This is a genomic window from Tabrizicola sp. (genome assembly GCF_036781545.1).
GTDB lineage: Bacteria > Pseudomonadota > Alphaproteobacteria > Rhodobacterales > Rhodobacteraceae > Tabrizicola.
In genome coordinates, this window is record NZ_DAIQAT010000209.1 from 1 (window position 1) to 4,908 (window position 4,908).

Annotated in this window: 5 protein-coding genes; 2 read left to right on the forward strand and 3 right to left on the reverse strand. The window is 67.4% G+C overall.

What is annotated here, in order from left to right:
- Nucleotide 1: 1 nt before the first annotated feature.
- The gene (gene hfq, locus V7Q39_RS19200; protein WP_008028786.1) at nucleotides 2–235 is read left to right on the forward strand and encodes an RNA chaperone Hfq; all 234 of its coding nucleotides are present in this window, start codon (nucleotides 2–4) and stop codon (nucleotides 233–235) included.
- 2 nt (nucleotides 236–237) lie between these two features.
- Here the strand turns inward: hfq and V7Q39_RS19205 are convergent, their stop codons facing one another.
- Entirely contained in the window at nucleotides 238–465 is a 228-nt protein-coding gene (locus V7Q39_RS19205) for a hypothetical protein (protein ID WP_333818219.1), read from the reverse strand.
- Here V7Q39_RS19205 and hflX point away from each other — a divergent pair.
- Nucleotides 367–1,566 carry a GTPase HflX gene (gene hflX / locus V7Q39_RS19210; protein ID WP_333818222.1) on the forward strand — a complete coding sequence of 400 codons (1,200 nt, stop codon included), beginning with the start codon at nucleotides 367–369 and terminating at the stop codon, nucleotides 1,564–1,566. The genes V7Q39_RS19205 and hflX overlap by 99 nt on opposite strands.
- Nucleotides 1,567–1,790: 224 nt before the next feature.
- Here hflX and V7Q39_RS19215 read toward each other — a convergent pair whose 3' ends face one another.
- Both V7Q39_RS19215 and V7Q39_RS19220 read right to left on the reverse strand, forming a co-directional pair.
- Nucleotides 1,791–2,294 (reverse strand): GNAT family N-acetyltransferase, encoded by a 504-nt coding sequence (locus tag V7Q39_RS19215; protein ID WP_333818220.1) that lies wholly within the window; start codon nucleotides 2,292–2,294, stop codon nucleotides 1,791–1,793.
- A complete protein-coding gene (locus V7Q39_RS19220; RefSeq protein ID WP_333818221.1) occupies nucleotides 2,291–4,756 on the reverse strand; it encodes a penicillin acylase family protein in 2,466 nt (821 codons plus the stop codon). The genes V7Q39_RS19215 and V7Q39_RS19220 overlap by 4 nt, the downstream gene beginning before the upstream one ends.
- Nucleotides 4,757–4,908 lie beyond the last annotated feature (152 nt).

A 4,908-nucleotide genomic window follows, 5' to 3' on the forward strand; every position in this document is an offset into this window, starting at 1 on the left:
GATGGCCGCTGACAAGCAAAACCTGCAGGACGCCTTTCTCAACCATGTCCGCAAAGCCAAGGTTCCGGTAACGATCTTCCTGATCAACGGCGTCAAGCTGCAGGGCGTGATCACCTGGTTCGACAATTTCTGCGTGCTCCTGCGCCGCGATGGCCAGTCGCAGCTTGTCTACAAGCATGCGATCTCCACCATCATGCCGGGCGCGCCGATCAGCCTCTACGAAGGGGAAGACTGATCTCACGCGACCCCCAGGACGATGACGACCTGCTCGCCCCGCGTGAAGGGCAGCGGCTGCGCGACACCGCCGTTGCCGCGACGCGCGCCTATGTCCTGCACCCGGCGCTGAAATCGGCCAAGTCGCGCCGCCTGCCCGAACATGGCCTCGCCGAAGCCGTGGCGCTGGCCGCCGCCCTGCCAGAGCTTGACGTGCAGGGCTCCGAGGTCGTCCGCCTTGCCCGCGTCCATCCCGGCACGCTCCTCGGCTCCGGCAAGGTGGCAGAGCTGAAGACCCGCTTCGAAGAGCTGGAGATCGACCTTGTTCTCGTCGATGGCACGGTCTCCCCGGTCCAGCAGCGCAACCTGGAAAAGGAATGGGGCGTCAAGCTTCTCGACCGCACCTCGCTGATCCTGGAAATCTTCGCCGACCGCGCCCGCACCAACGAGGGCGTGCTGCAGGTGGAACTCGCCGCCCTCAGCTACCAGCGCACCCGCCTTGTCCGCGCCTGGACCCACCTTGAACGCCAGCGTGGCGGCTTCGGCTTCGTCGGCGGCCCGGGCGAGACGCAGATCGAAAGCGACCGCCGCGCCATCGACGATCAGGTCGTCCGCCTGAAACGCCAGCTCGACCGGGTGGTCCGCACGCGCGAGTTGCACCGCGCCGCCCGCCGCAAGGTGCCCTTCCCGCTGGTGGCGCTGGTCGGCTACACCAACGCCGGCAAGTCCACCCTCTTCAACCGGATGACCGGGGCCGAGGTCATGGCCAAGGACATGCTCTTCGCCACGCTCGACCCCACGATGCGCGGCATCGTCCTGCCGTCCGGGCGCAAGATCATCGCCTCCGACACCGTGGGCTTCATCTCCGACCTGCCGACCCAGCTGGTCGCCGCCTTCCGTGCCACGCTGGAGGAAGTGCTGGAGGCCGACCTGATCCTTCATGTCCGCGACATTTCCCACCCCGAAAGCGCCGAACAGGCGCAGGACGTGGCCGAAATCCTCGCCTCGCTGGGCGTGAAACCCTCGGTCCCGCAGTTCGAGGTCTGGAACAAGCTCGACCTCGTCGACCCCTCCGCCCGCGCCGCCCTTGCGGTGAATGCCGAGGCCCGGACCAACGTCTTCCCGATCTCCGCCATCACGGGCGAGGGGATCGACAGCCTGCTCGCCGCCATCTCCCGGTCCTTCGACGAAGAGAAATCCGAGCGTGTGCTCACCTTGGGCTTCAGCGAAGGCCGCAAACGCGCCTGGCTGCATCAGGAAGGCGTGGTCCAGTCGGAAACGGAAACCGAAGACGGCCATCAGCTTTCCGTCCGCTGGACCGCCTGGCAGGAAAAGCGGTTCCGCGACCTCTGACGCCGGACGCCCGCAGCCCGCCTTTCATCTTTGTCGAAATATCCTCGCCGAAGGCATCTCCGGCATCCAAAGACCGCAGGCTCGGCGCCTCTGACGCGCTTTCATACTGGCGCAAATATCCCCGCGCGGAGCGCATACCCGAGGGCTTTTGCGTTCTTCACGCAAAAGCGCGAGACAAAGGCTTGCGGCGCCAGCCGCTCAATCTGAAAACCGTCCCGACCCGCTCAGACCGCCGGTCCCCCGCGCGGTCGCGCCAGATAGATGCTGTCGCACCATTCGTCCTTCCACAGCAGCGTCCGCTCCGCCCGATGCGTCTCGCGGAACCCCAGCCGGTCCAGCAGCCGCAGCGAGGCCGCGTTCCTCGGATCGACCTCCGCCGTCAAGGCAGGCAGGGCAGGGTGCTCGGCCTCGACATGGCCGATCACCGCCGTCATTGCCTCGAAGGCAAGCCCCTGGTGCCAATGGTCAGGGTGCAGCAGGAACCCGACCTCCGGCAATTGCCAGGCCCCAGCCTTGCCGATCACCGCGCCGTCCTTCTCGATCAGGAAATCCATGCTGTCCGCCGCAGGTTCGACCATGAACCGCAGCCAGTGGCGCGTCTCCTCCAGTGTCTCGTGCTCGGGCCGCGACCAGTAGCGCATCACGCGCGGGTCGGACAGCAGCCGGTGCACGGCGTCCAGGTCCTCCCAACGCGCCCGCCGCAACAACAGCCGTTCGGTCCGGATCACTGCCCCTCCGGCGTCAGCACCATCACCCCCGCCGCCGCCGCATGGGCAAGCTCGGGATCCAGCGACATCGGAATATATTCCCCCCGCCGCCACAACTCGCCCAGGTCGTCGTAATGGCGGCTCAGGGGGTGTCCGGATTGCCCCGTGGCGATGATGAAGACCGAGGAATCCGGGTCGGCGAAGTCATAGACCCCGCGATATCCCGCCGAATGTACGTTCTGATAAGGCTCCGGCCCCTCGCCGCGCGTCACGCCGCGCATCAGCGTGTCGTCCCCGCCGCTGGTGGACTGCCGGATGTTGACGAAATACTTCAGGATCGGCACATCCCCCAGCACCGGATGGTCATGCGTGGCCTGGTGCGCATCGCCCCAGCGCCAGCTTTCCAGGTTGGGCCCGTATTTCTCGGTCAACTCCAGCAGCGCCTCGTCCAGCGCGATCCGGGCGATGTCGGTGCAGCTTTCCACCGCCGCCGACTGGATCACGTCGCACCAGACGCTCGCCCCGCCGACGTTGCGATACACCCGCTCGATGAACACCGGCGAGATATGGGTGAAGTTCTCCGCCATCGCCCCCAGCTCGTCCTGGATCAGCCGCTTCTGCAACGCCCTGAGCCAGGCCTCGGCGATCAGCGGCTCGGGCAGATGCTCGTTCATCTCGCCGTTCCACTCGGCCAGCAGGACCAGCGCCCGCTGCCGCAGCCGTTCCGGCGTGCCCTCGGGCGCCGCCTCGCCGGTGAACCACAGGTCCGCCCCGATCAGCGGCAGCAGCGACCGCGCCGTCGGGTTGACCGTATCCAGCTGCGCCTCGATGAAGCTTTCCCGCGTATGCACCCCCCGCGCCTTCATCAGCGTCAGCCAGCGCTGGATGCGCTGCGTGTCGCCCCAGTCGAAGCTCACATGGTTCGGGAAGGGCCGGTCCACCGTCTTGTTGTTGGTGTTGCCCAGAAGGCCCGAGGCCGGATCGCGGAAGCTCGGGTTCTCCTCATAGGGCTGCACCCCCTTGAAGCCCACCCGTGGATCCGACCCCAGCGCGGGCAGCCGCCCCTGCGACGGATGCCCCGCATCCCGCGCCGGGATCGCCCCCATCACCTGCAGCGCGATCCCGGTGCCGTCCGCCAGCATCACGTTCTGCGCCGGGGCCACCACCTTCCGCCCCGCCTCTATCGCCTGATCGACCGTCCCGGCCCGCATCAGCGCCATCGCCCCGCTGATCGACGTGTCCGCCCCGGTCAGCGCCGTCCAGCTGATCGCCGCCACATGCCCCCCCGGCGTGATCGACCCCAGGTCGTAATGCCCCCCCGGCAGGATCGGCCCGTGCTCGGACCAGCGCAGCGTCAGCGTCACCGGCTCGGAATCCTTGACCTTGATGATCGACTGGCGGCTCTGAAACCGCGCCCAGCCTTCCGGCGTCTTGTACTCCTCGGAATTTTCCGGGTTCAGCGCCTCGATCACCACGTCCTGATCGTCGACATAGGCCGTGGTCAGCCCCCAGCCCAGCTTGTCGCTGCGCCCGACCAGCACCAGCGGCACGCCGGGGATCGTCCCGCCGATCACCCCCCCCGTCGACAGCTCCAGCCGCGCCAGATACCAGATCGTCGGTGCCGTCAGACTCAGATGCGGGTCGTTGGCCAGAAGGCTGCCCCCTGCCGCCGACCGCCCCGGCATCGCCGCCCAGGCATTCGAGGCCCCCGCCATCCCCGGATCGGCCACCGGAGAGAACGGCCCCTCGGCAAACTCCACCGGCTTCGAGGACGGCACCACCCCCGGCACCAGCGACGCATAATCCGGCAGCGCCGCCACCCCCTGGCTCGGATCGTCGGGCAGGATGTCCGCCAACCGCGCGGGCGGCAGCAAGAGCGACACGCGCGCCCGCAGCACCTCGGTCTGCAAGGCGCTCGACAGCTGCAGGGCCATCAGCTTCAGGATCGCGATCGAATCCGCCGGGGCCCAGGCCGAGATTTCCGGCTCGAACAGGAAGAACTCCGGCGCACCGCGGCCCCGCGCACCCTTGTTCACCTCCTCGATCCAGGCGTTCACCCCGGCCGAATAGGCCTCCAGCGCCGCCAGCGTCTCGGGATCCTGCGCCTGCACCGATTGCAGCGCCAGGCCATACAGGTCATAGCGCCGCATCAGCTCGTCCACCTTCACCGTCGCCGGGCCGAAGATTTCCGACAGCCGCCCCTGCGCCGTCCGCCGCAGCATCGTCATCTGCCACAGCCGGTCCTGCGCATGGGCGAACCCCAGCGCGAAGAACACGTCCCGGTCGGTCTTGCCGAAGATATGCGGCACGTTGTCGTTGTTCCGCACGATCTCCACCGGGGCCGAGATGCCGCGCACGGTGAAATCCTCGTCATAGTCCACCAGCGACCGCGACAGGATGTAATAGGCGAGGCAGGCCGCGATCAGGCCAAGCACGATCAGCCCGGCGACGATCCGGATCAGCCAGCGAAAGGCGGTCAGCATTTGGGGTTGTCCATGGGGCCCTGTCCTTGACGGCGGGAGGCGGATCGGTTCCTAGTCGATGCGCCGATGAAGGGCAACACGCAGGGGGCGCATATGGCGAAAGTGGCATTTCTTGGCTTGGGTGTCATGGGTTTCCCGATGGCCGGGCATCT